Genomic DNA, 25,897 nt, shown 5'->3' with positions numbered 1-25,897 from the left:
CGAAGAAATGGGCGGCGAGGATACCAGAAAGCGCGCGACAGGTGCCGCCCTACGGCGATATTTCAGTGAGAGCCGTGGAATCTCACTGCCTCTCGGGTGGCCGCTCGACGCCGTCGACCAGCAGGGTCACCACGCCATCCTCGACGCGCAGGGTAACGATCTGTGCCGGCGTCACCTCGCCGTGCGCCACCCCGTCCAGCTGCAGTCGACCGCCGCTCACCTCCAACTTATGACCGTTGACCGTGACGGTGGCGTCCTGGCCGCTGACCGAGCTCTGGGCACGCGAACTGCTGCCCGAGCCGGAGCTGCTGGAGGAGCTACTGGTGCTGCTCGCCACGCTACCCATACCTTGCGCTTCATCATGCATTCTCTCGTCGCGGCCACACTTTTCTTAGTCTGACATACAATCTTATGCTGCACTGCAGCAAAATTGCGACTAGAGTGAAGAAGTCACCCTCAGGAGGGTCAACGCCATGTACCTTACCCCGTCGACGTCACAACCAGCCGATGACGATGTCTTCGAGCACTGGTTCAACCAAGCCCAGTGCCTACGCACTGCCGCCGAGGCCTTGCGAGAGTACGTCAGCCGACACCGCGAAGAAAACTCAGCCACCCGTGGCCTGCGCGGCATGCGCAAAGCCTGTTATGATGGCCAGGCAACATCGTCAAGCACGGAGTAGACACCACGATCGATCATTCTTTCCAAGCCCTATCGGAGGTTCTCATGAAGGTCTATAAACCTGAGTGGCACTGCACGTTTAGCGTAAACGAGAGCGCAGAAGAATCCGCCAGCTGGAAAGAGCGTATCGCCTGGTTTATGCGAGATATCGCAGACAGGCTGGACGGAAGCGGAAGAACGATCAAGATTGACTGCGATGTTACTCCCAAGGTCAGCCGTCAGGACATGGATAGCTGCCTCGGCAAGGGGTTTGAAGTAACCCAGAGCCTGCTGATGCAACTCGCCCAGCAGGCCGCATGTGAAGATGTCATGCGCAATGCCAAGGCTGAGCTGTTCGAGGAAGACTTCCAGCACTGACCGCGACCATGGATGGTATGACGCAGACATAAGTGCACCTAGCTATCCGATGTAACGCGGTGACGTCACCCCACCCTGCCCTGCAGCGTGGGGTGTTTTCGTTGGGCATCATGCCCGACACAGCGGCCCTACCTGATAGAAACGCCGACAGCGAAACTCCGCCTCGCAGCTGGCCAACTGCGCCTGGTAGCGGTTAGCCCGCGAACTGACCTGACTGGCGGCCCGCAACACCTGCGGCTTGCCACGATGCGTGCCTCGCTGATAGCCGCCTACTCCCTCATGATAAGCAAAGTAGAGGTGTTCAGGGTTGCTCAACGAGACGCCGGCCTGGCGATTGGTACGCGCGTTGTACCAACCGATAAAATCGGTCGCATGCTTCATGTGCGAGCGCCTTGCCAGGGTACTGCCCGCCTGCTCCCGATACTCCCCCCACACCGGATCCTGCGCCTGGGCGTAGCCCCGCGCCGAGGAGGGGCGACTGCCAGGAATAAAGCCGAGAATCCGGTTGCGATCTGGGCGCACATGACTGCGAAACGATGACTCCTGCTGGATAAAGGCCATCTGCGTCGCAATCGGCGTGCCCCACTGCTGCTGAGACTCCCGGGCATAGTCATACCAGCGCGGCTGCTCACGGAATATGGCGCAGATGTTGCTCTGATCCTGAGGCGGCGCCGGGGCCATCATCGCGCAACCGCTCGACAGCATCACCAGCAAAAGCGTTCCGGCATGCCATATCCAGCGTCGCGCGCCTCCCCTGTTCATCTCGCTTGCACTACCACACACCATGGTCATCATCCCCTCGCTGGCCCAATTACGCTGTTAACGCTGAATCAAGAGCATACCTTCTGCCGACGACCCAGGAGTAATGTAGAAGGCTGTGTCGTTCAGCAAAAAGAGCTAAAGATATTTCATCCATGACCGTTAAGCTTAGTATCCTGCGTGCCCATTTCATGAGACCGCCTACTGAAGCCCGCTGAGCGCTACCGATTGTCACCACGCCTGCTAGTCGGCGTACAGCTGTCGCTCTGCTGGCTTAGCCAAGTAGCACTGGCCGACCACCCGAAGCGCTGCTTACCGAGTCCATCGACTTCACCCCAGCGCAGCGACCTACACCTCGGCTACACCCAGGCCCCCATGTGGCTGCGCACGCTTCGGCGGCGACGAGTTCAACGTCCTGGCCGAGAACTGCGGCGAAGAGCACGACGTGGCCCAGATCCGCCAGCGCCTGATAGACACGATCACTGCTCCCATCGAGCTGCCCAACGGCCAGCGCGTCAGGTTTGACGTCATGGGGAAAAGCGAGAAATAGCGCCGTCTCATTCTCCTGACGACTCTATATACAACCGCCTGTCGCATACTGTAAATGAGAGCTGAGATGACGATGCATACATCTCGTTTTCTGCCCTTCGATGCTGTTGCTCTATAGAGTCACAAACATGGGTGTCTTGGACGCTTCATGCGACCTGCCTACCGTACCAGCGAATACCGTCTATCCGACGGCCGCAACAGCTCCTCTCGATATCGATACCCCCCCTTGTCCGCCATCGGCCATGGCCCAGTCCCGCCTCAACCGCCTAGAGCGGCAACCCCAATCATACGACGACACAGCGCTGGCCGAGGCGCATCGGCACCTCGCGGCTACACATGTAGCCAAACAACAACACGCCAATCACTTGTTTTAATTACAGTAACGCTCATCACTCATCACTCATGTTGGCAACTGGAGACACTTGAACTGCTCACCGATGGCATATGCTCACAACCGCACTACGGGTCGCCTGAAAAAGTGTCGGTACCTCTTTGTTTTTCTTCATTGCTACCAGACTCTGGAACAGTTCTCGCTACTGAGCTTCGACTGGAAGGTTGATTCGTGCCAGCCAGTGGCCACACGACAGTCTGTCATGGACAGATGCATGGATGAGTGCAGCAAGGATGCTTTCACTTGGACTTACTATTTCAAGCACCTAATCACTCTTTTCTTCGTCCTGCCGCAGCGCTTTACAGACGCTGCGCGACTAGGCGCGCCACGGCTCAACCCTTCAGCGACATGCGTATCTTGGCAATTCTGTTACGCCCAGCAGCTGCAGATTTTGAATCGAGACGCCTGATATGAGAAAAACTCAACATCGCTCTATAGCAACTAACCTCAACGTTCTGCTTATCGGCACCATTCTTGCTCTCGCCATCGGGCCCATCATGGCGACGTGGTTCAAGCAGCGAGGGCACTCCGTCACCAGTACGGGGGCTGATTTTCACCTTGAGCCGCTGGTCAGCGCTGCGTTTCTCGGTGGTATTGCACTTGTCCTCATTGCTATCGTGGGCCCGCTCTACCGAGCCTATCAAGTACGCGAGAGCAGCTTTCTCAGCCTTGAGCGAGCACACCGTAAGCTAGAGGCCCGCAACCGCCTGCTGGCACATCAAGTGTGCACTGATAGCCTGCTGGGCATTACCAATCGCCGCGGACTAGAACGCCTCCTGGCACTGGAATGGAAACGGGCGAGTCGCGAAAAGCAAGCGCTTAGCTTGCTATTCATTGATGTGGACCACTTCAAGGTCTACAACGACAGTTACGGCCATCCCCAAGGAGATACTTGCCTGAAGCGAGTTGCACAGTCGCTAGAAGAGGCACTCGGCCGACCAGGTGATATCGTCGCTCGTTATGGAGGAGAAGAATTCGTCATTCTCTTGCCCAACACCACACTCAGCGGTGGTCTTGACGTCGCTCAACGCGTTCACGATCACCTCTCACGTCAGGCGATCCCCTTTGCTGCTTCACCCTCTTCAGCGTTGGTTACCGTCAGCATTGGTGTTGCCAGCATAATGCCCGGGGATCGAGATAGTAGCCGTGACTTGATCCGACTCGCCGACAGAGCGCTCTATATGGCAAAACAAGATGGGCGCAACAGGACAGCGAGCCTTTCACCACCATGCCCAGTACCACTTTCGAATCTCGGCCAAATGGCATCTAGCGCTCCGCAGCAAGCCAACCTGAAGCATTTTGACCATCACGGCTGATTTTCGCCATTCAGCTGCCATCATCGTCGATCTTCATGATTGGTTGCCAGACCCGGCCGCTGGGGTTACTATCCGGGAACTTATGGCCCCTCATCGCATCGATGGACACACGGCCAACACGAGATCCGTGAGGTATCATCATGGGACGCCTATCCCGAGTACTACTCACCTGCGGCCTGGCTACGCTGCTGGTTGCTGGCACTGCGCATTCAGCCGAGTCCCAGCAAGCCGCCGACACCGAGCAAGGAATCGCTTCGTACTACAGCGACCGCTTTCAGGGCGCCACTACCGCCAGCGGTGAGCCGTTTGACCAGCAGGCACTGACAGCCGCCCACCCCACGCTGCCGCTGGGTACCACCGTGGTGGTCACGCGCACCGACACCGGCAAGGAAGTGGAAGTGCTGATCAATGACCGCGGCCCCTTCATCGATGGTCGCATCATCGACCTCTCCAAGCGCGCTGCCCGCAAGCTCGAAATGCTCCACCGCGGTATAGCGCGGGTCGAGGTCATGCCGGTCGCCACTCCGAACTGATACTCGGCCCACCGAGCAGCACAACGCAACGCGCCCGCCAACCGTTCAGGTGGCGGGCGCGTTGCGTTAACGGATCTCCTCTGCGTCAGACACCCGAGTTCAGCTTGTCCTGCGTCTTGCGCTCGAAGTCGCTGGCATCATGTCGCTCATGGAGCTGCATCTCAGGTTCACCAAAGGTGCGATTGACCATGCGCCCACGCTGTACCGCCGGACGCGCATCGATCGCCTTGGCCCAGCGCTGCAGGTGCTGGTAGTCCTGCACCTGCAGGAACTCATCGGCATCATAAAGCCGTCCCAGCGCCAGTTGACCGTACCAGGCCCAGTTGGCCATATCGGCGATGGTATAGGCGTCCCCGGCGAGGTAAGGCACCTCGGCCAGGCGCCGATCCAGCACATCTAGCTGGCGCTTGGTCTCCATCGCAAAGCGGTCGATGGGGTACTCCAGCTTCACTGGCGCATAGGCGTAGAAGTGGCCGAAGCCACCGCCCAGATAGGGCGCGCTACCCATCTGCCAGAACAGCCAGTTCAGCGCCTCTACCCGCGCCGCCGGGCCCTTGGGCAGGAAGTCGCCGAAGCGCTCTGCCAGGTAGAGCAGGATCGAGCCCGACTCGAACACCCGGGTCGGCTTGGGCGTGCTGTAGTCCACCAGCGCCGGGATCTTCGAGTTGGGATTGATCTCGACGAAGCCGCTACCGAACTGATCCCCCTCACCAATGTTGATCAGCCAGGCGTCGTATTCGGCACCCGTATGGCCGAGCGCCAGCAGCTCCTCGAGCAGCACCGTGACCTTGACCCCGTTGGGGGTAGCCAGCGAGTAGAGCTGCAGAGGATGCGCCCCCACCGGCAGCGCCTTGTCGTGTGTGGGCCCGGCGACCGGCCGGTTGATGCTGGCAAAAGTCCCGCCGCTGGCTTTTTCCCAGGTCCAGACCGCAGGTGGAACGTATTCGGTTTCCTGGCTCATGCTGACTCCTCAACGGATGATGTCGGTGTGCCTTGCGACAAACGATAGCCTGTTAAGGTTTCATCCGCGAAGTCAGCCTTCGCACCGCGCTGCCCTACTCATTTCATGGAGTAAATTCCTGCCAGTTTGGCGGTACCACGCCATGGCGACGCATACGTCGATAGACCGTCGGTCGCGAAACGCCAAGCTGGCGCGCCACCAGGCTGACATTCCACCCTGTCGCCTTGAGCAGCGCTTGTAGCCGCTGCCCTTCATTGGATGTCACCGCTTGCAGGGCCGGCAGAAGGGTTTTCGGGGCCCCAGCGATACTCCCCTGACACTCCTCGGGCAGATCGTGGACGGTGATCTCGTCGTCATCTGCCGTGGCCAGGGCAAAGGCCAGGGCATTCTTGAGCTGGCGAATATTGCCCGGCCAGGTGTAGGCCAGCAGCGCGCTCATCGCATCCGCACGCAATCGCATGTCGCGTTCACGTTCGGCCAGCAGCACCTCGAATACGCAGCGAATCACGTAGTGTCTATCGGCCCGTTCGCGCAGTGCTGGTAGCCGTAACTGGGCGCCGTTGAGTCGGTAATACAGATCCTCGCGAAAGTGGCCGGCGGCGATCAGCTCCCCCATCTCACGGTGGGTGGCGGTGACCACCCGGATATCCACCGGTACGGCCTTGTCGGCGCCCAGCGGCATCACCTCACGCTCGGCCAGCACCCGCAGCAGCCGGCTCTGCAGCGGCAAGGGCATGTCACCGATCTCATCCAGAAACAGCGTGCCGCCCTCGGCTTGCTGAATCAGCCCGCGCATGCCCTTGCTACGCCCACCCGTGAAGGCACCAGGCAGATAGCCAAACAGTTCGCTCTCGATCAGCGATTCGGGAATCGCTGCGCAGTTCACCGCCACGAAAGGCCCCTTGGCGCGCTTACCGCTGTCATGCAGCGCCCGCGCCAGTACCTCCTTGCCGGTCCCCGTCTCCCCGCTGATCAGCACGCTCACCTCCTCGTTGCGTAAGCGTCGCGCCAACTTGAGGACACGGTGCATGGCGGGATCATCCGTGGCCAGGCGGTCGAGGGCGGGGATCGGCGAAGGCGATGACGGCGCATGGCGCATCGCCAGCCGCCGCCGTGGCTCGATCAGGGTGACGAAGCAGGTCGCGTCACTGGCACGCACGCGAAAGGCGCGAATCTGGTCGTCGCTGGCGGAGAGGATGCCGAGCAAGTCGCCGATCCCAGCGTCGAACAGCTGGGGCGCCGTGGGCATCGCTGACGTCGACCAGGGCGGCCAACGGCGCAGATGCGTGTCGATCATGCCGCGCCCCACCCCGTTGGCAGCAATCACGCTGCCATCCTCCTCGATCGCAATCAGCCCCCGGCCATTGAGATGCACGAACTCGCGGGCGCTATCAAAGCGCAGAATCAAGCAGTCGCGGTAGCGATGCAGAAAATAGGCATCCTCGATCATGCGCGCGTAGAGATTGACCAGCGGCAGCCCGAAGTTCTGGCTCTCGTGGGCCCTCGGCGACTGCAAGGCGGAGATATCCAGCACTGCGATGACCCGCCCCTGCGGATCGCTGATCGGCGCCGCCGTGCAGGTCAGGCTGATATGGGTAGCATCGAAATGCTCGCTCTGATGGCAGGTCATCGCCTGGGCCTCGTGCACACAGGTCCCCACCGCACAGGTGCCCGCATAGCGCTCGTCCCAGTCAGCTCCCAGGTAGAGGCCCGCGCGGCGCAGCGCCGGCGCATGGGTCGCTTGGCCGCGGAAATCCACCGTGATGCCTCGCCGGTCGGTAAGCAGCAGCACATAGCCCAGCGGGGCGATCTGGGCATAGAGCTGGTCGACGCCCGCCCGGGCCACATGGAGTAACTCGTCCACCGAATCCTGATGCTCCTTGAGCGCCTGCTGCGTCAACACCCGAACGGGCCGCGGACGTCCCGGGTCGAGACGATACTCGCCGACGCAGCGCTCCCAGGAGCGGCGGATCACCTCGCGACACCCGCCGAGGTCCGCGGTATGACCTTCACTCAGCCGGACCAGGGTCTCGATATGCTGGCGTTGTTCCGTAAGCAGGGCCATGGCTGTCTCTCTGCGCGCTGATACGCCGTACCTGCCGCAGGCCAGATCAGAGCGCTCGTGGTTATCTGGCAGGTTTCTCCTTCAGCCTATGCCGCCTCGCACGGGAGTCAATCGGCGCTGCATTCGCCCTTGGTCGAGGGTTACAGGTGTAACGCCGACGATTCGCCTGTCACGTGACAGCTGTCACGCCTGGGAGGCGTCCCGCCTATCACCTTAGCCACAGCCACCTCTCCCCCACGGACAAACCATCTTATTTTCAAACACATATAGCGATTGATCAGTGATTTCGCGGAATTGGCACGCTTCCTGCGCTACCTAGGCTGTGTCTACCAATAACAAGCGGAGAACCATCATGACGACACGCACGCCAACCCAGACCGCCCAGCAATGGCTAAGTGGCTTCGAAGAAGCGCTGACCCAGCGCAATATCGAGCAGGTCATCACTCTGTTCGGTGACGAGTGCTACTGGCGCGACCTGGTCGCCTTTACCTGGAACCTCAAGACGCTCGAGGGCAAGGACGCCATCCAATCGATGCTCGACGCCACCCTGAGCGAGACACGCCCGGCAAATTGGCAGATCGATGGCGAAGCTAGCGAGACTGACGGCGTTACCGAAGCCTGGTTCACCTTCGAGACCGGCGAGGCCCACGGCAAGGGCTTGTTGCGCCTCAAGGACGGCAAGTGCTGGACCCTGCTGACCACCATGCAGGAGCTCAAGCAGCACCCCGAACCACGCGGCGCCAGGCGGCCCATGGGAGCCGAGCACGGCGCCAGCAAGACCCGCGAGACCTGGCTCGAGGCGCGCCAGCGGGAAGCGCAGCAGCTCGGCTACTCCCGCCAGCCCTACTGCGTCATCATCGGCGGCGGCCAGGGCGGCATCGGCCTCGCCGCGCGGCTGCGCCAGCTCGACGTACCCACCATCGTGCTCGACAAGCACCCTCGCCCCGGAGACGCCTGGCGCAATCGCTACAAGTCGCTGTGCCTGCACGACCCGGTGTGGTACGACCATCTGCCCTACATCCCCTTCCCCGAGAACTGGCCGGTGTTCGCCCCCAAGGACAAGATTGGCGACTGGCTGGAGATGTACACCAAGGTGATGGAGCTCAATTACTGGAGCTCCACCGAGTGCGAGGGTGCCAGCTTCGACGCCACCAGCGGCGAGTGGACGGTGAACGTCAACCGCGACGGCAAGCCGGTCACGCTGCGGCCCAAGCAGCTGATCCTCGCCACTGGGATGTCAGGCGTACCCAACGTGCCCCACTTCCCCGGTGCCGAGACCTTTGAAGGCGAACAGCAGCACTCCAGCCAGCATCCCGGGCCGGATGCCTATCGCGGCAAGAAGGTGGTCGTGGTGGGCTCCAACAACTCGGCCCATGACATCTGCGCGGCGCTGTGGGAAAACGACGCCGACGTGACCATGATCCAGCGCTCCTCGACCCATATCGTCAAGTCCGACTCGTTGATGGAGGAAGTCCTTGGCCCGCTCTACTCCGAAGAAGCGCTGAAAAGCGGTATCACCCACGACAAGGCCGATCTGATCTTCGCCTCGATCCCCTATAAGGTCCTGCCCGACTTCCAGCGTCCCGCCTTCGACAAGATCCGCGAGCGCGACGCCGAGTTCTACCAAAAACTGGAAGACGCCGGCTTCCTGCTCGACTTCGGCGCCGACGACTCTGGACTGTTCCTCAAGTACCTGCGGCGAGGGTCCGGCTACTACATCGACGTCGGTGCCTGCGATCTGGTCGCCAATGGCGAGATCAAGCTGCGCAGCGGCGTCGGCATCGAGTGTATCAATCCACGCTCGATCACCCTCACCGACGGCACCGAGCTGCCCGCCGACCTGATCGTCTACGCCACCGGCTACGGCTCCATGAACGGCTGGGCAGCACGCATCATCTCCCAGGAAGTGGCCGACAAGGTCGGCAAGTGCTGGGGCCTGGGCTCCGATACGCCAAAGGATCCCGGCCCCTGGGAGGGCGAACTGCGCAATATGTGGAAGCCTACCCAACAGCAGGCGCTGTGGTTCCACGGCGGCAACCTGCACCAGTCACGCCACTACTCCCACTACCTGGCGCTACAGCTCAAGGCACGCATGGAGGGCATTGCAACGCCCGTTTATGGGCTGCAGGACGTTCATCACCTTGCGTGATCCCTACCTGGACACAGCGGGCCGGCACAAAGACCGGCCCGCATGACGAGAATATCGAGGTCATCCCATGAGCAACAAGGACACCATGAAAGCCGCGGTCTGGTACCGTGCCCGCGACCTGCGTGTGGAACCGGTGGAGATTCCCCGGCTCGAGGACCCGCACCAGGTCAAGATCAAAGTCGCCGCCTGCGGTATCTGCGGCAGCGATCTACACGAATATGCCGCCGGTCCAATCTTCATCCCGGTGGATACCCCGCACCCCATCAGCCAGCAGAAGGCCCCCATCATCATGGGCCACGAGTTTGCCGGTGAAGTGGTGGAGGTGGGTGAACGGGTCACCCGGGTCAAGGTTGGAGATCGCGTCGCCATCGAACCGATCCTCTCCCCGCATCGAGACGGCCACTACCTGATGGAGCGCTACAATCTTACGCCGCTACTGGGCTTCCATGGCCTATCGGGAGGCGGCGGCGGTTTCTCGGAGTACACCGTGGTCGGCGAGCATATGGTCCACCCCATGCCCGAGACACTCTCCTATGAGCAAGGCGCCCTGGTGGAGCCCGCCGCGGTTGGCCTGCATGCCGTGCGCCAAAGCTCCCTGAAAGCAGGCGACAGCGCGGTGGTATTTGGCGCCGGCCCCATCGGGCTGATGGTGATCGAATCCCTCAAGGCCGCCGGTGCCGCCGATATCTATGCCGTCGAGCTGTCGGCAGCGCGCAGGCAGAAAGCGACTGACCTCGGCGCCACCGTACTGGACCCTCAGCAAGGTGATGCGGTCGAGCAGCTCCATGAGCTGACGCGAGGTGGCGCGGATTTCGCCTTCGAGGTGACCGGGGTTCCTGCCGTGCTGAGCCAAGCCATCAACAGCACCCACGCTGGCGGCGAAACAGTCGTCGTCAGCATCTGGGAATCCGATGCCGCCATCCAGCCCAACGATCTGGTGATCAAGGAACGCAGCATGAAAGGCATCATCGCCTACCGCCATATCTACCCGGCGGTTATAGCATTGATGCAGCAGGGTTATTTCCGGGCGGAGGACCTGATCACCGGGCGAATCGCCCTGGACGACATCGTAGAGAAAGGCTTCGACGCACTGCTCAATGACAAATCACATGTGAAAATCATCGTGGAGCCCGCCACGTAAGCAAGCATCCATGGCCCACCCCGCCGGCACCCTGTGGTGCCGGTGCAATGAAAAACAATATCCGAAACCCTTTGACCCGCACCGCCAAGCGTGTCACTGTGTGTGCAGTTGGTTAGCAAGCAAGCATAGTTTCAGAAGCATTCGAATTCTTTCGGCAGCCTGTAATTGTATTCCTTGTTTTACCCGCTACTTATCGTCTGGGTAACACCAGGATTGTATTGCAAAGCGCTAAGCGCGAAAGGATTTATTATGACGACTGGTACAGTTAAGTGGTTCAACGATTCAAAAGGTTTTGGTTTTATCGCTCCGGCTGACGGCAGCGATGACGTCTTTGCCCACTTCTCCGAAATTCAGTCTGAAGGCTTCAAGTCTCTGCAGGAAGGTCAAAGCGTTTCCTTTGACGTGACTCAGGGCAAGAAAGGCCTCCAGGCGTCGAATATCAAAGCAATCGCTTGATCTAACGATCTGGTGAATGCTCGGACCTCACCGGTCCGATAGCAGGGCCCGCTTAGGCGGGCCCTGCTGCGTTGTGTCTATATGCCCCCCGCCGCAAGCACGCAAGATGCAGAAACGGCACCAGCAGCGGACTGGCCAAACTGCCGGTGGCCACGATGGCCACGATCTCTGGCGCCTGCCAACCGGCAACGAGCAGCTCTGACAGCAGCAGCGAGACACACGCCAACCCTGCCCCCAGGCAAGCCGCCCGCCACCACCATAGCAGCGCGCCCAGGCCCGCTCCTCGATGCCAAAGATAGGCAATCGCCGACCGCCATAGACCAACAATCCCCAGGTTGCCCAGCAGCACGAAGTGCATGATCAACAGCGCCTCAAAGTCCCATGGGAATCCCACGGTGGACAGCAAGGCCAGACTAAAAAACACGCAGATCGCGCTCGCCGGCAGCGCCAGCAAGAGCATCTCGGCGGCTATCAAAATACGGTGGACGACATCCCTGTTCATATGACTCCTGACACAAGCCGCAATATTAGCCTCCATCATATACCGCCGGCCTGGCTGAGAGGCATGATGTTTTACATGATTACAACGCTGGGTTTTCGGACTGGCCCAGGGCAGGGAGCGGCCGGAGGTCTCGGAGAAACGCCGCTAAGGGGAGGGGCAATGTTATGTCGAGCAGGCCAGAAGGAAATCAGCCAACGTTCGTCAGCGGTAAACTGCTGAACGTTGGCTATAAGCAGATAACTCCATGTTTACCCGCACTTACAGTCATGGCCGCAGTCGATTGAACCGTCGGCATGTCCGGTGGCGCAGGATTGAGAGCAGTAAAGCTTGCCGTCTTTCTCGATAGAGTTTCGATCAACTGCACACTTGCATTTGGGGCATGCACACTCTTGTTGAGACATGGTGAACCTCCTTGGCTTCTCTGCCCCTACAACATAGTCCCAACCCGCGGTGTTATGTAATTGCGTTCACACGCCTCAGCCACGCCAAGCTTGCCGAAGCGCCTTAGCGCTCCATCTCCCCCAGCAGCGCCAGCTCGTGATCGTGCAGCGACACCAAGAGCGGTTCGCCGCGCTGGTTGACGCGGAACTGAGCATAGCGAGCGGGTTCGTACCGCTCGGCATGGCCCTCCTGAAAGAAGAAGGCACCGGTAGCGAACCGGATCCGGCCGTTGCGCAGTCGATACTCCAGGCGCATTTCGTCGGCGTCCAGCGGCTCACCAGCGTCCAGCCGCTGGAATTCCGCAACGCGCTGGGCATCCATGCGCACAATCACATGGCCATGGTTGACCAGCGGTTCACCGCTCTGTGCACGCTGCGCACTGCGGGCGTCGCGGATAGCGTTGCCGAGCTCGAAGTCCAAGGCCATGTAGTCGCCCTGCATCAATGAGCGGGGATCCACCGGCGCCAACTCGAGGTACACCACCTCGCCCTCGGCAAGATGGCGCTCCTTGGCCAAGATCGACCAGTTGACCAGCGCCAGGATCAGCAGCGTAGCGACCACCGCCACGATCCGGTTACCCCTGGTGGCCAAGATCATGGCGTCTCCCCGCCCGGCATCGCGTCTCGTGGTGGCGTCCGCCAGTAGCGCTGCATCGCCCAGCGCAGCGTCAGCAGCAGCAGTCCCAGCACGCACAGGGTCGCCGACTTGACCAGCAGCGTGACCTCCAGCCAGTAGTAGTAGTTGGCGCCGGCCATCAGCAGCAACGTCACGCCAAGCCCGATGATCAGGCGGTTGCCGATGGCAAAGCCCAGCATGATCACCACGGCTCCCTGACTCAGGCCATGAGCCTGCAGCGAGAGCAGCATCAATAGCGCTGCGGCAACACAGGCCACCACCCTCCCCTTTATCGCCATGACCTGGGCGTGGCGCTGCAAGACCTTCCGCAGCAAAAGCAGCAGCGCCAGCATGGCGAGGCCGTCACCTGCCCAGGGTTCCAACCAGGCCTGCATTGAGCCGTCGTCGTGACGAAACATGAACGGCGAGCGGCCGGCATACTGCATGACCTGGATGGCCAGCAGGCCCAGCAACAGGCCATAGCCCAGCGCCTGGCACTGGCGCATATAGGCCGGCCAGCGAAACTCGTTGAGCCACAGGGCCGTGGCCACCAGCAGCACCAGACCGCCCGCCAGGGAGGTCGCCGCAACGCTACCGATCAAGGCCAGATAGAGTGCCAGGCACGCCGCGAACGCCGACACGCAGCGGTGGGTGAGACTCGGCATGATCAGGGCGAGCAGCGACTGAAACAGCAGCAGCAGCCACCACAGTCCGGCGCTTTCACCACCCATGGCAGATGCCACCGCCCAGGCCACCAGCAGTTGGCCAGTGAGACTGGCGGCCAGCGCCAGATGCTCCAGAAAGTCGCCGCCGTTGGCGCGCAGTGCCGCATAAGCCCCGGCGATAAAGACGCTCCCCAGGATGCCGGCAGCGACACTGCTGTCGAGAATGAACACCGTGCCCATGGCGATAAAGCCAATCAGGAAGAGCGCCGCCAGCCAGCCCGAGAACGCCTGCAGCGCGCGCACGAACCAGGGCGTCGCGAGCGGCAGCGGCGCCTCGCGCTCTGCAACGTCGATACCGCCCTGGCCGAGCCGTTCCTTGAGCAGATCGGTCATGTCGGCATCTCCCGGTGCAGCCGCTTGAGCCAATACGCTGCCAGCGCTCCCAGCCCCAGCACCACGATCGCCAGCACCAGCAGGCCGCCCGGATCGCCCTGCTCCATTAGCTCCTTGGCGAGGAAGGCGGTCACCACGACGATGACCGATAGGCAGCCTACGGCCAGCGCGAAGAGATTGGGGCGCCAATAGCGATACACGCCGTAGATCGCTGCCAGCCAGAGCGGATAGAGCAGCGCCACCAGCCAGACGCCGGACCGCTCACCGAAGGTGAACGCGAGCATCAGCACAGTCACTGGAGCGCCGCTGCCGAGTGTCAGCAGGCAGGTGGCCCAGCCGACCGATAGCCAGCGCCAGCGGCGCGCGCCCAGTTCCCATAGTGCCAGCGCCGAGGTATTGAGGGCGAACAGCCACCACAGGGCAGCCACATCGCTCACCAACACCATACCGAAGGCCCCGCTCAACGAGCGAAAGTAGAGGGCAATGCTGAGATTGAGCAGCCCAAGCCACAGCATCCAGAGCGCATCGAAGCGTGCCACCAGTGTCCAGGGCAGCATCAGCAGCGCCCACCAGAAGAACAGCTGCCAAGGGTCGGCACCCGTCTGGTAGACCTGGCCGAACAGCGCCAGCAGCACCCCCAGCAGCAGCGAGGCCGCCGTCAAGGCGGCGCGCGCCACCACCCTGCGCTGCGCGCCCCAGCAGTAGACGCCGATGGCCGCCACCAGCGCCGCCTGCACCAGTCCGAAGCGCAGCCAGCGCGCCATCTCGCTCCAGTTGTAGGCGACCAGAAACAGTACCGCGCAGACCAGTGCCAGGGTGCCCAGCCACAGCAACAGCCGATCGAGAAACACGCCCCAGGCACGCCCCGAGGGGTGCAGCCCGGAGAGCGCGACCGCCTGCGGCACCTGCTCCCGCGGGATCGCTTCGTGCTCGATCAGTGCCGTCAGCTCGCGGCGAATGGAGGCCATGTCGTGTCCTTACGTAGTCTCTTAACCATTGAAGAGCACCCAGGCACTAGCGGGCGGGGAAATAATGATCCTCCTTCCCGGTTGAGCCCTTCATCGCCCTTCATGGCCTGCTGGCGGCACTAGCTTGGAAGCCTGCGGCGCATCGACACCGTAGCGCTGCACTCGCGCCGACAAGCGGGTGACATCCTCCAGCGCCGCCTCGATCCCCGAGGGCTGGGTGCGCAATACTGCAAGTTCCCGTATCAGGTGTTGCAGACCGGTGATCGCCTCACGACAGCGCGCCAAGCGCTCATCCACGGACGAGCGCAGACCGATATCCTCGACCTCGGCAGCCAAGTCCCGAATTCCCTCCAGCAACATACAGGCGCCCTGCAGTTCGGTAATAGCCGCTCGTCGCAGTCGTTCGACCCCATCACGATAACGTAGATAGGTGAGCTCGCCAGGATCGAAATGCCTGTCTAGCCAGCGCAGAATCTGATGGTAGGCCTGATCAAGCTCATCCAGCAAGACGAGCATATCTGGTTCACTGAGTTCCTGCAGACGCCAGCGCAGGGAGAGTGACGCGGATGCCGCCTCGTCATCGGCAATGGCTGCCTCCATGCCCAGCATCGTCCGCAGGCACTCCAGCACCTCCTCCCTGCGCGTCCTCCAACTCACGTAACCAATCGGAAAAATCGCCAACCCCGCGCGTTCCAGCAGGCGGTAGCGTTCCCAATCCCAGGCCTTCCCCGCTGTGGCATCGGTTCCAATGGTGTCCACTGCCAGCGCATGTCCTTGGTATAACACCAGAATATCCAGCGTTTGCCCGGCAAAGGGATAGTCTATTCGACAGCGCGCCCCCCAGGCCTCCAGGATGGCTATCAGCTCCGTACGCATACCATCATGGGCTGGCGGCGACGTCATGGGCCGGGGCCGGTTGGTGCGGGCGTAGGCCACGTAATCTACCAGCAGGTTCGAGCCGACGCCTTCCAGGGCTTCCTGGGGCATGAACACCACCTGCCGGTGACGCGCCCGTGTCACCGCTACATTGAATACATCAGGCCGGTTCAGGTAGGTCCAGGCCGCGGCGGCGCGCCCGGGATATACGCCGGTGGCCAACAGCATGATGTCGCGCTCTTCGCCCTGAAAGGCATAAGGGGTGCCGACACGCAGGTCATGGCGGCTAATCGTCCGCAGATCGACACGGTCCAACAGCGCTTTTTCCAGCGCCAGGGCAGTGGCGCGAAAGAGCGCCAGCACACCGATACTCTGACACTCGTGATCCGGCAAGTCGGCGCTCTCGGCCGCCAACGCCTCCAGATGCTCCATCACGGCCTCGATCTCGGCGGCATTGACATCGCCCTCGATGCGCACCGGACAGTCCACCAATGCGATGGGCGGCGCATCGACCACCTGGGCCAGGTGAGTCAGAATTTTCAGGCGACCAGCGTAGAAGCGATCGTTGCTGAAGCCGATCAGGGCAGGGTGACTTCGAAAATGCTCATCCAACAAGACGATGGCATGGCCACCCGCTATCGCCATCAGCCCGTAGTCCAGCAGCGAGCGCTCGCGGTAATTCAGGTCCACCGGCAGCGACTGAACCTGGTGGCGAACGGCAAACTCGTGTTGACGCGCCTGCGACAGGAACGAGAAGTGCCGCAGCTGCCTGGGGTCTCCAACGATGACCGCTCGACTGGCCCGCTGCAGGGCGGGTAGCGCCAACGGCAGATTGGACTGGGTCGCCTCATCCATGATGCACAGGTCGAACAGTTCGGACTCCAGCGGCAGGGTGCGATGCAGTGCCTGTGCCGAGACGACCCAGACGGGGAAGGCCCGAGTCAGTACCGACCAGTCCAGGGCCTCGAAGCGTGCCTCACGGCGACCAGAGGCACGCGAGCGTAGCGCCGTCGCCAGTTTTCTCAGCTGCTGGCGGCGGGTACTCTGCAGCGTTCGTCGTTGATGATGAGCCAGCGCCGCCAAGTAACTCCTCGCCAGGGCCTGATGGGCAGAAACCTTGCTCTGCAGCTCGCCCCAGCGCTGAGAGAGCAGGTCCCGGCGCCCCGCACGCCGGCGCAGCCACCACAGCCGTAGACCGTGCCAGAGCCCACCGCGCCTACGCCACAGCGCCCCTTCATCCACTGCCGCAACCAGTGCCTTGCGGAAGCGTCGCTCGCTGCGGCGATAATCACGCGCCATGGCCTGTAATCTGCTGGCCAAGCGCGGCGGTGACTCATGCTCATCCTTGTTGGACGCTTCGGCCAGCAGCTCATCCAGGCGTTCCAGCAGTTGCTGTCGATGGTTGCCCCGCCCGGCCCGCACGACCAGCCCCTGGGCGGGACCAAACAGCTCCGCCAGCTTGGTGCGTACGACGTCGGCGGCATGCTCATTGCTGCAGACCACCAGCACCCGTTCATTCCGCATCACTCGGTCAATGGCCTGGCATGCCAGGGTATAGGTCTTGCCGGTCCCCGGCGGGCCATTGATTACACTGAGCGTCTCGACCGCCGCGTTGTGCAGTGCTCGCTCCTGAGCCAATGTCAGACTGGTGGGCAGGGTCTCAGGCACCGGGGGAGCAGAAGCTGGCTTGCGAGACTGTGACGAAGCCTGCAATAGCTGCCGTATAGGAGGCGACAGGGTCGATCCAGCATCACTCAGGGCCTCCAGTTCGTAAGCCACACTGCGTGCCAATTGCGAACGAGCCGTGATCCAGACGACTCCCGAAGGAGCCCAGCGCAGCGGTTGGCCGTTGCGCCAACGTGGAAAGGCCTGGGATGTTTCACCGTGCTCGCAGCGCTCGAACCGACCGAGTGCTCGTTGCAGAGATGCCACGTCGACTTCTCCGCCCGTAATGCCGAGTTCCTCCTCGGACAGATCGAGGCTCTGCAATACCGCTGGATTCACCCGCCATGCGCCTGGCTCAAGGTGCACGATGACCTGGCCCTCGTGATCCAGCAGTTCGGCGGAGTGCAGGAAAAGCGGAGCCCGCAGGTGACGCGTTGTCCCTCCAGGCTCTCGCACCGGCCCCATGACCAGGCACGTGCCCACCAGAAGTTCCCGCTCCTGCCGATGCAGGTGCAGCATGGCACTGAGTCGCTCAGCATGCTCACGAGGCAACGACAACGGTGCGTCTTGCTCCCACCAGCCGCCTGGGCACGCGAACAGATAGTGTTCCCATGACTCACGCCCGAAAACATCCGTGAGCTGGCGCTCGCCGCCCTCCTCCATCAGACAATCGCGGAAGTAGGCGATAAGCCTGCGTACATCGTTGTCATTCACCGGCACATCCCGCCTTCCTCTGCACGGATACATTGAGAGCAGCGGCTCAGCTCACTTCGACTTCCAGCACCGGAGAAACGTGGTGCGATCTGTCCATGCGCTCGATGGCATTACGCGCCTCATCCCGTGCCTTCCGGTCATCAGGACTGGTCTGCAGCAGGCTTTCCACCGTGGTTCGCGCCTGCTCCGCCAGGGCTGCATCCTTTTGTCCAAGCATGCACCCTGAATCCGGCTCACTACTGGGCGCCACCACCCCCATCCCGTCCACTGGACACTGCACTTGGTTCAGTTCCATCTGCGCCACTCCTCCCTCCATATCATGCTCTTACGTGCAATACCCGAACCTTAACGCATTGTCTCCACATCTGCCCATTTACAAGCGCCGTCCCACGGTCGCGCAGAGCAGGCTGGTCAGCGACGAGCACTATCGCCGAAGCCTGGAGGAGCTAACGGAATAGTGAGCGGTCTCTCGCTTGCGCGATATATTTGATATGTTATAACGTATCATATAAATTCAAGTGCTCTGCCTCTACCGGCCAGCTGATCAAGGTCGACGAACATTTCGCAGCGCCGGACTCCTGCTGGGGCGAGGCGAACCAAGACCCACCCGCGGAGGTCATCATGAAGACACGCGCAGCCATTGCCTGGGAACCCAACCGGCCTCTGGAAATCGAGGAGATCGACCTGGAGGGGCCGAAAGAGGGTGAGGTCCTGGTCAGGATCGTCACTACCAGCCTGTGCCACACCGATATGTTCACGCTGTCCGGAAAGGACCCGGAGGGCTTGTTTCCCTGCGTCCTGGGCCACGAGGGCGTGGGCATCGTCGAGGAGCTCGGACGCGGGGTCACCTCGGTGAAGCCCGGCGACCATGTGATCCCGCTGTATACCCCGGAAGACCCGAACTGCCCCTATATCCGCTCGGGCAAGACCAATCTCTGCCAGACCATTCGCAAGACCCAGGGGCAGGGGGTGATGCCGGACGGTACCAGCCGCTTCTCCTACAAGGGCAAGATGCTGCACCACTATATGGGCACCAGCACCTTCAGCGAGTACACGGTGCTGCCCGAGATCGCGGTGGCCAAGATCAGCCGTGACGCCCCCCTGGCCAAGGCCAGCGTGATGGGCTGTGCGGTGCCCACCGGTATCGGCGCGGTGAGGAATACCGCCAAGGTGCAGGCCGGCGATACGGTGGCGGTATTTGGCTTGGGCGCCGTGGGCATGGCGGTGATCCAGGGGGCCAAGCTGCAGGGCGCCGGGCGCATCATCGGCATCGACGTCAATCCGGCCAAGTTCCCCCTCGCCATGTCCCTCGGCGCCACGGAGTGCCTCGACCCGAACGACTACCCCGAGCCGCTGCACGAGGTGATCATCGAGATGACCAACGGTGGCGTCGACTACTCTTTCGAAGCCGTCGGCAACGTGCGCTTGATGCGCGCCGCCCTCGAGTGCTGCCACAAGGGCTGGGGCGAGAGCATCATCATCGGTGTTGCTGGGGCCGGCGAAGAGATCTCGACGCGTCCGTTTCAACTGGTCACCGGTCGCGTCTGGCGGGGCAGCGCCTTCGGCGGCGTACTGGGGCGCTCCGAGTTGCCGGGTATGGTCGATGAGTGGCTGTCGGGGCGTTTCGACGTCGATCCCTATATCTCGCACAACATGACCCACGACCACATCAATACCGCCTTCGATCTGCTGCACCGTGGCGAAGCGATTCGCTCGGTCATTCACTATCAGCCCCAGGAGACCATGACAGGCCCCCTGCCGGGCAAGCTGATAGGAGAGCCCATCGATAAGCCTCAGCCTGCCTAAGCGACACGTCCATCAAGGCAATGCCGCCACCGGCCCCTCACGGGGCCGGTTTTTTTCGCGCCAACGATACACGGCTTATGAGACGACCTCGCGCCGGCCGCTCGCCTGCAGCCGCTCGAGCAGCGCCGCCTGGGCGGCACGCCGCTGCCGGGTGTCGGGGGCCGCGCAGCGCTCGCCCAACAGGGCAATAGCGTCGGCAATCTCCAGGCTGCCCAGGTCGTCGCCGTCCCGGCTGCGAATCGCCACGCTGCCGGAGGCGGCCTCCCTGGCGCCGACAATCAGTTGGAAGGGTACGCGCTGCAGGGTCTGCTCGCGGATCTTGTAGCCGATCTTCTCGTTGCGAATATCCGCCTCCACGCGCAGACCCGCATCGCGCAGCGCCTGGGCCACCTCCAGCGCATAGCGGGAATACTGCTCGGTGATGGAGAGCACCACCGCCTGCAGCGGCGCCAGCCAGGCGGGGAGCTTGCCGGCGTGGTGCTCGATCAGGATGCCGGTGAAGCGCTCCAGGGAGCCGAACAGCGCGCGGTGCAACATCACCGGGCGCTTGCGCTGGCCATCCTCGTCGACGTAGTCCAGGCCGAAGCGTTCGGGCAGATTCATATCCACCTGCAGGGTGCCGCACTGCCAGTCGCGACCAATGGCATCGCGCAGCACGAACTCCAGCTTGGGGCCATAGAAGGCGCCCTCACCGGGGTTGTAGCGGTAGGCCAGCCCCACTTGGTCCAGCGCCTGGATCAGGGCATTCTCCAGCAGGTCCCAGGTGGCGTCATCGCCCATGCGGTTGTCCGGCCGGGTGGAGAGCTTGATCAGCACCTCCTCGAAGCCGAACTGACGATAGATATCCAGCACCTGGGTAACCACATCACGGCATTCGCCGATCATCTGCTGCGGCGTGCAGTAGATATGGGCATCGTCCTGGGTGAAATGGCGCACCCGCAGCAGGCCGTGTAGCGCCCCGGAGGGCTCGTAGCGGTGCACCTTGCCGAACTCGCCCATACGAATAGGCAGGTCCCGATAGCTTTTCAGGCCGTGGCGGTAGAGCAGCACGCTGCCCGGGCAGTTCATCGGCTTGAGGGCCAGCGAACGGCCATCCTCGGTGTCGGTGGTGAACATATGCTCACGGTAGTTTTGCCAGTGGCCGGAGAGTTCCCAGAGGCTGCGGTCCATGACGTCCGGGGTATTGACCTCGACGTAGCCGGCGTCTTCCTGGCAACGCCGCATATAGGCGATTAGCTCGCGGAATACCGCCCAACCCCGGGGATGCCAGAACACCGCCCCGGGGGCATCCTCCTGAAAGTGAAACAGGTCCAACTGGCGGCCGAGCTTGCGGTGGTCGCGTTTCTCCGCCTCCTCGAGGCGCTTGAGATAGGTCTGCAGCACCTTGCGGTCGGGCCAGGCCGTGCCGTAGATGCGCTGCAGCTGCTCGTTGTTGGCGTCGCCCCGCCAGTAGGCACCGGACAGCTTGGTCAACCGGAAATGCTTGAGGAAGCGGGTGTTGGGCACGTGGGGGCCGCGGCACATATCCACGTACTCCTGGTGAAAATAGAGCCCCAGCTCTGCTGCATCGGGCAGCTCATCGATCAGCCGCAGCTTGTAGTCTTCGCCACGTTCGCGAAAGAGTCGAATGGCCTCATCCCGCGGCGTCATGCGCTTGATGACGTCGTACTCCTTGGCGATCAGCTCCCGCATGCGCGTCTCGATGGCCGCCAGGTCTTCCGGGGTAAAGGCGCGTTCATAGGCGATGTCGTAGTAGAAGCCGTCCTCGATCACCGGGCCGATCACCATCTTCGCCGTCGGGTAGAGCTGCTTGACGGCGTGCCCGATCAGGTGGGCACAGGAGTGCCGGATAATCTCTACCCCCTCGGGATCCTGGGGGGTAATGATCTGCACCTGGGCATCATGCTCGATGGGATCGCAGGCATCGACCAGGCGACCGTCCACCTTGCCAGCCAGGGTGCTGCGCGCCAGGCCCGGGCCAATCGCCGCCGCCACCTCGGCGACGCTGGTGGGAGATGTAACGTGGCGCTGCGCCCCATCCGGCAGGGTGATGACAATGCTGTCGGCGGTCGGAGGTGTGTTGGTCATGTGTCAGGCTCGTCAGGAGTGGAGGCGGCCATCGGCCAGGCTGCGCTTGGAGTGGAGCAGCAGGTGCCGCAGCAGGGTCAGGTGTGGAAATTCGAGCAGCATGCCGATCACGATGGCGGCATGGATCAGGGGCTGGCCGGGCAGTGCGGTCATGGTCACGGCGAGCATCAGCGGCGCATTGCGCGCCGCCGTGGTCATGGTCAGCAGCGCATGCTCCGGATACGCCAGGCGTGCCCGACGACTGACCCACTCCCCCAGCAGGAAGGTCACCAGGAAGAACACGAACACCGCCAGCAGAACCCGACCGAAGACCCCACTGTGCTCGAGGATAACGGCAATATTGTCGGCGAAGATCTGTGCCACCAGCAGCGCCACCACCCAGGGGGTGAGTCGGTCGCTCCAGGTCAGCAAGCGAGCGAAGCGATCCGCGCCGAGCCACTGCCGCAACACCAAGTGTGCGATCACCGCCACGGCCAGCGGCAGCAGGAACCACTGCAGTAGCGTCGTGGCGATAAGCGTGCTCTCCACCGCTACCAGGTGGCGTGTGAATAGAGATAAGTAGAGCGGATAGAGCAGCAGCTGCACCAGCATGTTGATCGGTATCAGCGCCGCGCCCAGGGCCACGTTGCCGTCGACCAGCCGGGTAAACCCCAGCACCCAGTCGGTGCAGGGGGACATGAAGTAGATCGTCAGGCCGATGATGAACAAGGGGTGGGCATGCAGGAACGAAGAGGCGATGGCATACCCCACGGCGGGAATCACCACGAAGTTGACCGCCAGCGCGATACCGATAAAGCGCAGGTTGCCCAGCGCCTTGACGATGGCCTCGAAGCGTACCCCGAATAGCAGCAGCACGATCAGCAGCAGCAGGGTCGCATCCATGCGCTCACCCAGCCATTGACCGCCGGCCGGCAGGGTGTGGCCGAGGGCGGCCCCTGCCGCCATGCCACCCAGCAACAGACAGGAGATGCCGGCGCCATGCCCGGCGACGAGGCCGAAACGTTGGCGAACCGTCATGACTCTGGCTCTTCCGCGGGTTCCCATACAGCCCCTTGCCGCGTGTCGCGAATACTCACGCCCAGCCCTTCCAGCTCGCTGCGCAGCGCATCGGCTCGCGCAAAGTCGCGAGCCTCTCGAGCGCGGTTGCGCTCGGCGACCAGCGCATCGATCCGTGCCGTGGGCAGGGGCTCGCGCTTCTGCTCGGTTCGCAGTGCCTGCAGTGCCAGTGCCGGTGGCTGCTGCAGCAGCCCCAGCAGCCTGGCCGAAGCCAACAGGCGCGCCTTGGCCTGAGCCCGAGCGGAATCGTCTTGCGCCTGTGCCAGCTCATCGACCAGCCGCCTCAGGCGCGTCAACGCCATGGAAACGTTGAGGTCGTTATGCAACGCGGCCACGACCTCAGCATCCGGCTCACTGTCTTGCGCTATCGGCAGCGTCTCCACCCGGGCCAGGGCGGCATAGCCCCGCACCAGTGTGCGTCGGGCGTTCTCGAGGCGCTGGGCGTTCCAGTCCAACGGGCGTCGATAGTGGGTCGACAGCAGCGCCAGCCGGACCGCCTCGCCGGGGGCCTGCTCCAGCAGGTCGCGAACCAGCAGGACATTGCCGAGTGACTTGGACATCTTCTGGCCGTCCACGGTGACGAAGCTGTTGTGCACCCAGGTGTGGCAGTAGCGGGTACCGTGGGCGCAGGTGCCCTGGGCGATCTCGTTCTCGTGGTGGGGGAAGATCAGGTCCTGCCCGCCACCGTGAATATCGATGGTGTGGCCCAGGTGCCTGCCGATCATGGCCGTGCACTCCACGTGCCAGCCGGGCCGGCCGCGGCCCCAGGGGCTGTCCCAACCTGGCTGTTCCGAGGAGGAGGGCTTCCACAGCACGAAGTCCAGCGGGTCGCACTTGTAGGGCGCCACTTCTACCCGGGCACCTGCCAGCATGTCCTCGGGCCGACGTCCCGAGAGCTGCCCGTAGTCCGGATAGGACGCGACGTGAAAGAGCACATGGCCTTCAGCTTCGTAGGCATAGCCGCGTTCGATCAGGGTGGCGATCAGCTCGACGATATCGGGAATATGCTCGGTCACCCGTGGCTCCAGGTCGGGCGGCAGCACGCCCAGTGCCTGCATGTCCTGGTGATAGGCATCGATGTAACGCGTGGTGATCGTATCGATCGGTACGCCGGCAGCGCTGGCCGCGTCATTGATCTTGTCATCGACGTCGGTGAAGTTGCGCGCATAGACGACGCGCGGGTAAGCCTGGCGCAGCAGCCTGGCCAGCACATCGAAGACCACCGCGGGCCGAGCATTGCCGATATGGGCAAAGTTGTAGACCGTAGGACCGCAGACATACAGAGTCACCCGGTCGGGACGTTCGGTCCGCAGGGGCTCCTTTTGCCGCGTCAAGGTGTTGTAGAGTTGCATCTCGCTCCTGCCGGCTGTGCGTATTATCGAAGAAACAACGGCCTATCGCGCTGGCGCCGTGATGACCTGCACCGCATCGCCGCGCACGGCGTTGTAGAAACAGGTCGGACGCCCGGTGTGGCAGGCGGGCCCCTGCTGGTCGACCAGCAGCAGCACGGCGTCGCCATCGCAGTCGAGCCGAGCCTCCACCAGGCGCTGGCGGTGGCCAGAGCTCTCCCCCTTGCGCCACAGGGTCTGTCGCGAGCGCGACCAGTAGCAGACCTGCCCCATCGCCAGGGTCTCGTCGAGGGCCTCGCGATTCATCCAGGCCAGCATCAGCACCTCGCCGCTGTCGTGCTGTTGGGCAATGGCGGTGATCAAGCCGTCGGCGTTCCAGGGAATCGCCTCGAGCACGTCCGGCAGTGGCCGCCGCTCATTCAGCGCGGCCTCCTCCAGCTGCATCCAGATCGTCATGGCCGCTCCTCGTCAGCACTCTCCTCCTCCCAGTTCCACTCGCTGCGCGCCACGGCATCGTGGGCATGCAGGCTTTCGGCGTGCACCACCCGCAGCCGAAAGCCACGGATGCCAGGCTGGTCACGCAGGGTATGGTGGAGGCGGCGCGCGGCGTCCTCGCAGAACATCAGGTTCTGGCCGTTGGCCAGGGCGAAGGCCTGCTCGTCGATGCGCTTGACCGCGGTTTGCAGCGCAGTGCCCAGGCTGCGTTCGACCGCATCCACCAGGCGCAGCAGCGGCAGTTCGTCCAGCTCGTCGGCAAGACGCAACGAGAGATGGGCCTGGCTGCGCTGGCTATGGGGCGTGGCCAGGATGCCCTGCTCGCTGCCCAGCCAGGCGCTCACCGCCTGACGGGTGACCGGCATATCGGTGAAGTCCTCGTCGAAGGCCTGCTGGATCAGCTGGCGCGACAGGGCCGCCGAACAGGGGCAGGTGGAGGAGTAGCCCACCGTCAGATCCAGGGTGGCCTGCAGCCCCCCGCCGTCGTGTCTGCAGCGCAGGGTGAAGGGGTAGCGCTTCCAGCCTGCCAGCGGGCTGATCAGCGCCGGACGCTTGAGCATCGCCTCGCCGCTGAGGTCGAGAAAGGCCGCACGGGAGAGCCCGTCATGGCTGCCCAGAAAGGTCTCCAGCACCGCGGCCACCCTCGGTAGCGATAGCTCCCGCTCCTCCAGCTCGGCCAGTGCCAGATAGAGCCGCGACATATGGATGCCGCGCGCCGTCGGGTCATCAAGGCTGACGCCTGCCGAGGCGGAGCCGGTGACGCCCTGCCCCGCCACGCGCAGCGGCAGGGCAATTCCCTCCATGCCGACCCAGCTCAAGGTGCCGAGGCGCTGAGAGGGAGCCGAGGCGATATCTTCTAGCGGTAACCTGTTCATCGAGAGTGACTCTTTACCTGATCATGGATAGGT

At 62.7% G+C, this 25,897-nt stretch carries 23 protein-coding genes; 7 read left to right on the top strand and 16 right to left on the bottom strand.

The window, feature by feature from the left end; all coding sequences use genetic code 11:
- Nucleotides 1-82 precede the first annotated feature (82 nt).
- A complete protein-coding gene (locus tag IEI94_RS02445) occupies nt 83-337 on the bottom strand; it encodes a hypothetical protein (protein ID WP_191165235.1) in 255 nt (84 codons plus the stop codon).
- A 387-nt stretch (nt 338-724) separates the two neighbouring features.
- Between IEI94_RS02445 and IEI94_RS02440 the strand changes: the two genes are divergently transcribed.
- On the top strand, nt 725-1,036 hold the full coding sequence (locus IEI94_RS02440; RefSeq protein WP_191165233.1) for a hypothetical protein: 312 nt from the start codon (nt 725-727) through the stop codon (nt 1,034-1,036).
- 108 nt (nt 1,037-1,144) lie between these two features.
- On the opposite strand, the gene IEI94_RS02435 is transcribed toward IEI94_RS02440, so the two are convergent.
- Nucleotides 1,145-1,798, bottom strand: coding sequence for a lysozyme-like domain containing protein (locus tag IEI94_RS02435; RefSeq protein WP_191165231.1), 654 nt, complete (start codon nt 1,796-1,798; stop codon nt 1,145-1,147).
- Nucleotides 1,799-3,145: 1,347 nt separating this feature from the next.
- Here IEI94_RS02435 and IEI94_RS02430 point away from each other — a divergent pair.
- Together IEI94_RS02430 and IEI94_RS02425 are read left to right on the top strand one after the other, a co-directional pair.
- The gene (locus tag IEI94_RS02430) at nt 3,146-4,051 is read left to right on the top strand and encodes a diguanylate cyclase (RefSeq protein ID WP_191165229.1); all 906 of its coding nucleotides are present in this window, start codon (nt 3,146-3,148) and stop codon (nt 4,049-4,051) included.
- Nucleotides 4,052-4,191: 140 nt separating this feature from the next.
- Nucleotides 4,192-4,584 carry a septal ring lytic transglycosylase RlpA family protein gene (locus IEI94_RS02425; protein ID WP_191165228.1) on the top strand — a complete coding sequence of 131 codons (393 nt, stop codon included), beginning with the start codon at nt 4,192-4,194 and terminating at the stop codon, nt 4,582-4,584.
- 85 nt (nt 4,585-4,669) lie between these two features.
- Here the strand turns inward: IEI94_RS02425 and yghU are convergent, their stop codons facing one another.
- Together yghU and IEI94_RS02415 are read right to left on the bottom strand one after the other, a co-directional pair.
- Nucleotides 4,670-5,545 carry a glutathione-dependent disulfide-bond oxidoreductase gene (yghU, locus tag IEI94_RS02420; RefSeq protein ID WP_191165226.1) on the bottom strand — a complete coding sequence of 292 codons (876 nt, stop codon included), beginning with the start codon at nt 5,543-5,545 and terminating at the stop codon, nt 4,670-4,672.
- 103 nt (nt 5,546-5,648) lie between these two features.
- Nucleotides 5,649-7,610 (bottom strand): sigma-54-dependent Fis family transcriptional regulator, encoded by a 1,962-nt coding sequence (locus tag IEI94_RS02415; RefSeq protein ID WP_191165224.1) that lies wholly within the window; start codon nt 7,608-7,610, stop codon nt 5,649-5,651.
- Nucleotides 7,611-7,962: 352 nt separating this feature from the next.
- On the opposite strand from IEI94_RS02415, the gene IEI94_RS02410 reads away from it, so the two are divergent.
- The 3 genes from IEI94_RS02410 (at nt 7,963) to IEI94_RS02400 (ending at nt 11,356) form a co-directional block, all read left to right on the top strand.
- Entirely contained in the window at nt 7,963-9,759 is a 1,797-nt protein-coding gene (locus IEI94_RS02410; RefSeq protein ID WP_191165222.1) for an NAD(P)/FAD-dependent oxidoreductase, read from the top strand.
- 85 nt (nt 9,760-9,844) lie between these two features.
- Nucleotides 9,845-10,900 carry a 2,3-butanediol dehydrogenase gene (locus IEI94_RS02405; protein WP_191165658.1) on the top strand — a complete coding sequence of 352 codons (1,056 nt, stop codon included), beginning with the start codon at nt 9,845-9,847 and terminating at the stop codon, nt 10,898-10,900.
- A gap of 249 nt (nt 10,901-11,149) precedes the next feature.
- Nucleotides 11,150-11,356, top strand: coding sequence for a cold-shock protein (locus tag IEI94_RS02400; protein WP_191165220.1), 207 nt, complete (start codon nt 11,150-11,152; stop codon nt 11,354-11,356).
- Nucleotides 11,357-11,408: 52 nt separating this feature from the next.
- Here the strand turns inward: IEI94_RS02400 and IEI94_RS02395 are convergent, their stop codons facing one another.
- The 7 genes from IEI94_RS02395 to IEI94_RS02365 form a co-directional block, all read right to left on the bottom strand.
- Nucleotides 11,409-11,858 (bottom strand): hypothetical protein, encoded by a 450-nt coding sequence (locus IEI94_RS02395; protein ID WP_191165218.1) that lies wholly within the window; start codon nt 11,856-11,858, stop codon nt 11,409-11,411.
- Between the two features lie 248 nt (nt 11,859-12,106).
- Complete coding sequence (locus IEI94_RS02390) at nt 12,107-12,259, bottom strand: metallothionein (RefSeq protein ID WP_191165217.1); 153 nt, start codon at nt 12,257-12,259, stop codon at nt 12,107-12,109.
- A 103-nt stretch (nt 12,260-12,362) separates the two neighbouring features.
- The gene (locus IEI94_RS02385; RefSeq protein ID WP_191165215.1) at nt 12,363-12,896 is read right to left on the bottom strand and encodes a GDYXXLXY domain-containing protein; all 534 of its coding nucleotides are present in this window, start codon (nt 12,894-12,896) and stop codon (nt 12,363-12,365) included.
- A complete protein-coding gene (locus tag IEI94_RS02380; RefSeq protein ID WP_191165213.1) occupies nt 12,893-13,972 on the bottom strand; it encodes a DUF4401 domain-containing protein in 1,080 nt (359 codons plus the stop codon). Before IEI94_RS02380 ends, IEI94_RS02385 begins: the two co-directional genes overlap by 4 nt.
- Nucleotides 13,969-14,940 (bottom strand): DUF2157 domain-containing protein, encoded by a 972-nt coding sequence (locus tag IEI94_RS02375; RefSeq protein WP_191165211.1) that lies wholly within the window; start codon nt 14,938-14,940, stop codon nt 13,969-13,971. Before IEI94_RS02375 ends, IEI94_RS02380 begins: the two co-directional genes overlap by 4 nt.
- A gap of 90 nt (nt 14,941-15,030) precedes the next feature.
- Nucleotides 15,031-18,195, bottom strand: a complete 3,165-nt coding sequence (locus IEI94_RS02370) for a DEAD/DEAH box helicase (RefSeq protein ID WP_191165209.1) — start codon at nt 18,193-18,195, stop codon at nt 15,031-15,033.
- A gap of 46 nt (nt 18,196-18,241) precedes the next feature.
- Nucleotides 18,242-18,490 carry a hypothetical protein gene (locus tag IEI94_RS02365; RefSeq protein ID WP_191165207.1) on the bottom strand — a complete coding sequence of 83 codons (249 nt, stop codon included), beginning with the start codon at nt 18,488-18,490 and terminating at the stop codon, nt 18,242-18,244.
- A gap of 326 nt (nt 18,491-18,816) precedes the next feature.
- Here IEI94_RS02365 and IEI94_RS02360 point away from each other — a divergent pair, with 326 nt between their 5' ends.
- Nucleotides 18,817-20,001, top strand: coding sequence for an S-(hydroxymethyl)glutathione dehydrogenase/class III alcohol dehydrogenase (locus IEI94_RS02360; protein ID WP_191165205.1), 1,185 nt, complete (start codon nt 18,817-18,819; stop codon nt 19,999-20,001).
- 75 nt (nt 20,002-20,076) lie between these two features.
- On the opposite strand, the gene thrS is transcribed toward IEI94_RS02360, so the two are convergent.
- Genes thrS through folE2 form a run of 5 tightly spaced genes read right to left on the bottom strand, consistent with a single transcriptional unit; the run spans nt 20,077 to nt 25,864 of the window.
- Entirely contained in the window at nt 20,077-22,089 is a 2,013-nt protein-coding gene (gene thrS, locus IEI94_RS02355) for a threonine--tRNA ligase (RefSeq protein ID WP_191165203.1), read from the bottom strand.
- A gap of 12 nt (nt 22,090-22,101) precedes the next feature.
- Nucleotides 22,102-23,106 carry an arsenic resistance protein gene (locus IEI94_RS02350; protein WP_191165201.1) on the bottom strand — a complete coding sequence of 335 codons (1,005 nt, stop codon included), beginning with the start codon at nt 23,104-23,106 and terminating at the stop codon, nt 22,102-22,104.
- Complete coding sequence (gene cysS, locus IEI94_RS02345; protein WP_191165199.1) at nt 23,103-24,497, bottom strand: cysteine--tRNA ligase; 1,395 nt, start codon at nt 24,495-24,497, stop codon at nt 23,103-23,105. Before cysS ends, IEI94_RS02350 begins: the two co-directional genes overlap by 4 nt.
- A gap of 42 nt (nt 24,498-24,539) precedes the next feature.
- Nucleotides 24,540-24,950, bottom strand: coding sequence for a phosphoribosyl-AMP cyclohydrolase (gene hisI / locus IEI94_RS02340; RefSeq protein ID WP_191165197.1), 411 nt, complete (start codon nt 24,948-24,950; stop codon nt 24,540-24,542).
- A complete protein-coding gene (folE2, locus tag IEI94_RS02335; RefSeq protein ID WP_191165195.1) occupies nt 24,947-25,864 on the bottom strand; it encodes a GTP cyclohydrolase FolE2 in 918 nt (305 codons plus the stop codon). Before folE2 ends, hisI begins: the two co-directional genes overlap by 4 nt.
- Nucleotides 25,865-25,897: the final 33 nt, after the last annotated feature.

This window comes from Halomonas sp. ML-15 (assembly GCF_014779595.1).
Classification (GTDB): domain Bacteria; phylum Pseudomonadota; class Gammaproteobacteria; order Pseudomonadales; family Halomonadaceae; genus Franzmannia.
This window is presented reverse-complemented; position numbering and strand designations above follow the sequence as displayed.

Bases quoted from the DNA above. Each gene is read 5' to 3' on its own strand.
- IEI94_RS02440 (WP_191165233.1), top strand. From the start codon at position 725: ATGAAGGTCTATAAACCTGAGTGGCACTGCACGTTTAGCGTAAACGAG.
- IEI94_RS02435 (WP_191165231.1), bottom strand. From the start codon at position 1,798: ATGAACAGGGGAGGCGCGCGACGCTGGATATGGCATGCCGGAACGCTT.
- IEI94_RS02430 (WP_191165229.1), top strand. From the start codon at position 3,146: ATGAGAAAAACTCAACATCGCTCTATAGCAACTAACCTCAACGTTCTG.
- IEI94_RS02425 (WP_191165228.1), top strand. From the start codon at position 4,192: ATGGGACGCCTATCCCGAGTACTACTCACCTGCGGCCTGGCTACGCTG.
- yghU (WP_191165226.1), bottom strand. From the start codon at position 5,545: ATGAGCCAGGAAACCGAATACGTTCCACCTGCGGTCTGGACCTGGGAA.
- IEI94_RS02415 (WP_191165224.1), bottom strand. From the start codon at position 7,610: ATGGCCCTGCTTACGGAACAACGCCAGCATATCGAGACCCTGGTCCGG.
- IEI94_RS02410 (WP_191165222.1), top strand. From the start codon at position 7,963: ATGACGACACGCACGCCAACCCAGACCGCCCAGCAATGGCTAAGTGGC.
- IEI94_RS02405 (WP_191165658.1), top strand. From the start codon at position 9,845: ATGAAAGCCGCGGTCTGGTACCGTGCCCGCGACCTGCGTGTGGAACCG.
- IEI94_RS02400 (WP_191165220.1), top strand. From the start codon at position 11,150: ATGACGACTGGTACAGTTAAGTGGTTCAACGATTCAAAAGGTTTTGGT.
- IEI94_RS02395 (WP_191165218.1), bottom strand. From the start codon at position 11,858: ATGAACAGGGATGTCGTCCACCGTATTTTGATAGCCGCCGAGATGCTC.
- IEI94_RS02390 (WP_191165217.1), bottom strand. From the start codon at position 12,259: ATGTCTCAACAAGAGTGTGCATGCCCCAAATGCAAGTGTGCAGTTGAT.
- IEI94_RS02385 (WP_191165215.1), bottom strand. From the start codon at position 12,896: ATGATCTTGGCCACCAGGGGTAACCGGATCGTGGCGGTGGTCGCTACG.
- IEI94_RS02380 (WP_191165213.1), bottom strand. From the start codon at position 13,972: ATGACCGATCTGCTCAAGGAACGGCTCGGCCAGGGCGGTATCGACGTT.
- IEI94_RS02375 (WP_191165211.1), bottom strand. From the start codon at position 14,940: ATGGCCTCCATTCGCCGCGAGCTGACGGCACTGATCGAGCACGAAGCG.
- IEI94_RS02365 (WP_191165207.1), bottom strand. From the start codon at position 18,490: ATGGAACTGAACCAAGTGCAGTGTCCAGTGGACGGGATGGGGGTGGTG.
- IEI94_RS02360 (WP_191165205.1), top strand. From the start codon at position 18,817: ATGAAGACACGCGCAGCCATTGCCTGGGAACCCAACCGGCCTCTGGAA.
- thrS (WP_191165203.1), bottom strand. From the start codon at position 22,089: ATGACCAACACACCTCCGACCGCCGACAGCATTGTCATCACCCTGCCG.
- IEI94_RS02350 (WP_191165201.1), bottom strand. From the start codon at position 23,106: ATGACGGTTCGCCAACGTTTCGGCCTCGTCGCCGGGCATGGCGCCGGC.
- cysS (WP_191165199.1), bottom strand. From the start codon at position 24,497: ATGCAACTCTACAACACCTTGACGCGGCAAAAGGAGCCCCTGCGGACC.
- hisI (WP_191165197.1), bottom strand. From the start codon at position 24,950: ATGACGATCTGGATGCAGCTGGAGGAGGCCGCGCTGAATGAGCGGCGG.
- folE2 (WP_191165195.1), bottom strand. From the start codon at position 25,864: ATGAACAGGTTACCGCTAGAAGATATCGCCTCGGCTCCCTCTCAGCGC.